Origin of the sequence: Bacillus sp. EKM202B (assembly GCF_011066025.1) — a bacterium.
GTDB classification, from domain to species: Bacteria; Bacillota; Bacilli; order Bacillales; family Bacillaceae_G; genus Bacillus_A; species Bacillus_A toyonensis.
In genome coordinates this window covers 1-2,423 of the sequence record NZ_JAAMNK010000080.1, presented here as the reverse complement: position 1 = coordinate 2,423, position 2,423 = coordinate 1, and the positions used below count along the sequence as shown (strand labels likewise).

The 2,423-nt window shown below is 39.0% G+C and carries 3 protein-coding genes; all 3 read left to right on the top strand.

Translation table 11 applies throughout. From position 1 onward, the window contains the following. The coding region (locus tag G9F74_RS29340; RefSeq protein WP_165406425.1) for an efflux RND transporter periplasmic adaptor subunit at positions 1–749 on the top strand (749 nt) is incomplete at its 5' end. After that, a complete protein-coding gene (locus G9F74_RS29335; RefSeq protein ID WP_000631624.1) occupies positions 746–1,426 on the top strand; it encodes an ABC transporter ATP-binding protein in 681 nt (226 codons plus the stop codon). The genes G9F74_RS29340 and G9F74_RS29335, both read left to right, overlap by 4 nt. After that, positions 1,423–2,423, top strand: a 1,001-nt coding sequence (locus G9F74_RS29330) for an ABC transporter permease (protein WP_165406424.1), incomplete at its 3' end; no start/stop codon positions are given. The genes G9F74_RS29335 and G9F74_RS29330, both read left to right, overlap by 4 nt.

The window sequence follows — 2,423 nt, the reverse complement described above, 5'->3', positions numbered from 1 at the left end:
GCGGAGCTGGGAAAGAAGTAACAGATCCGATGGAAGAGCAAGTAAGTGAGTTAGAAATAGCGCAAAAAACAACTGACCTTGAGAAAGAGAAAGGGAAGTTACAGAAAGAAGAGTTAAATAAAAAGCAGAAAGAGCTTACGATTTATAGTAATTTTGCTGGTGTTGTTCAAAAGTTAGATAAAGATGCGGCGCAAAGTTCATCTCAAGCGTTAGGTGGACAAGGGAAGGCATTTTTACAAGTTGCTTCTAAAGACCCGTTCCAAGTTCAAGGGACTTTAACAGAGCTTCAGAAGTCACAAATCCAAAAGGATCAAACATTCACTGTAACTGCGAAAGCAAATAATAAGAAGAAGTGGACAGGTAAGATTACAGAGGTAAGTGAATTCCCAACGAGTGCAGAGATGGGTCAAGCTGGTGGTGTAGGTGAGGCAACTCAAAATATGTCCCAATATACATATAAAGCAAGTCTTGATAGCCAAGACGGTTTATCTCCAGGTTACCATGTTTCATTACAAGTAAACTTAGAGAATAAGACGATGATTGCTGTTCCAAGTAAGAGCATTGTAGAAAAAGACGATGATGCATTTGTTTATATCGAAGAAAAAGGAAAGCTTCGTAAACAAAATGTGAAAAAAGGTGCTACTGATGGAGATTGGACAGAGATTACTGAAGGCGTAACAGTGGGGCAAAAGGTGGTTAAAAATCCTTCCGACAACGTGTATGACGGAATGGAAGTGAAAGAGAAATGATTACGCTAAATAATATTGCTAAGACGTATTATCAAGGAAAGCTTGCGGTACCGATTTTGCATGGTATTAGTTTAACGATTCAGAGTGGTGAGTTTGTTTCGATTATGGGACCTTCTGGTTCCGGTAAGTCAACGCTTATGAACATTATTGGTTGTTTAGATCGTCCAACAGAAGGCGAATATATGCTGAATGATGTGAATATCTTAACAGCAGACGAGTCAAAGCTCGCTTTAATTCGTAATGAATATATCGGCTTTGTATTCCAGCATTTTAATTTACTGCCGCGTCTCTCTGCGGTGGAAAATGTTGAACTTCCGCTCGTATACGGTGGCGTGAAGAAAGCAGAACGTCGTAAGCGTGCCTTAGAGGCGTTAGGTAAAGTTGGATTAGCTGACCGCGTACATCATTTACCGAATGAATTATCAGGTGGACAGAAGCAACGTGTAGCGATTGCAAGAGCGATTGCGAATAACCCAACGTTCATTATGGCCGATGAGCCGACTGGTGCGCTAGATACGAAGTCTGGTGAGCAAGTTATGGATATTTTTACGAAGCTTAATGCAGAAGGTACGACAATTGTTATGGTTACGCATGAAGAGGAAGTAGCGGCTTATTCGTCTCGCCGCATTGTACTGCGAGACGGGAAAGTTACAGAAGATAGAAGGTGTGCAGTATGAGTTTACTAGATAGTATGAAAATTGCCTTATCGTCTATTTTAGCTCATAAACTACGCTCGGCTTTGACGATGCTTGGGATTATTATCGGTGTAGGCTCTATTATTACCGTCGTTGCGATTGGGCAAGGCGGGGAAGCGGCATTGAAATCTCAATTTGTTGGATCAGGTAATCAAACGGTTCCGATTCATTATAGTGCTGATATGAATGATCCTTTTGGTATGGGGATGGTAGAAGCACCGAAAATAACTGAAGAAGATATTTTTGAAATTAAAAAAATTCCAGAAATCTCACATGTTGTAACAACAAATTCAAGTATGGAACCACTTGATATTGAAGATAAAGTAGAAATGGTGAGTATTACTGGATTAGACAGTGAGTATTTTTCAGTAAATAAAGTAAAGTTGTTAAAGGGACGTTCTTTACAAGAATCAGATGTGGATCAAGGTAATAACGTTGTCATGATTAGTAAACAAATGGAGGAAAAGGTATTTAAGGATGCCAATCCAGTCGGTAAAATTATTGAAATGAAGGGTCAACCGATGCAAATTATCGGTGTCTACAAATCAGATAACGAGTTTATGGGAATGGGACCATCAGAAGCATTAATTCCAATTTCATTATGGCCGACATTGTATGGAAAAGATGAAATTCAAAATATTTCTGTTCAAGCAAAAAATGTAGATAACTTAGAAAAAGCAGGTAAAAAAGCTGCAGATGTCTTAAACAGTCGTAAACCGAGTGATGCAACTGGTAAATACGAAGTTATGAATTTAAAAGAACTTCAAGAAGGTATTTCAAAGATGACCGGTATTATGACGATGATCATCGGCGGTATCGCTGGTATTTCACTAGTCGTTGGTGGTATTGGTGTTATGAACATTATGCTCGTATCTGTAACAGAACGTACGCGCGAAATTGGAGTACGTAAAGCACTTGGAGCGACGCGTAGTAAAATTTTATTACAGTTTTTAATTGAAGCAGTTATGTTAACGCTTCT

What these genes read in the sequence shown, in the direction of transcription:
- G9F74_RS29335 (WP_000631624.1), top strand. Translation starts at nt 746, where the DNA reads ATGATTACGCTAAATAATATTGCTAAGACGTATTATCAAGGAAAGCTT.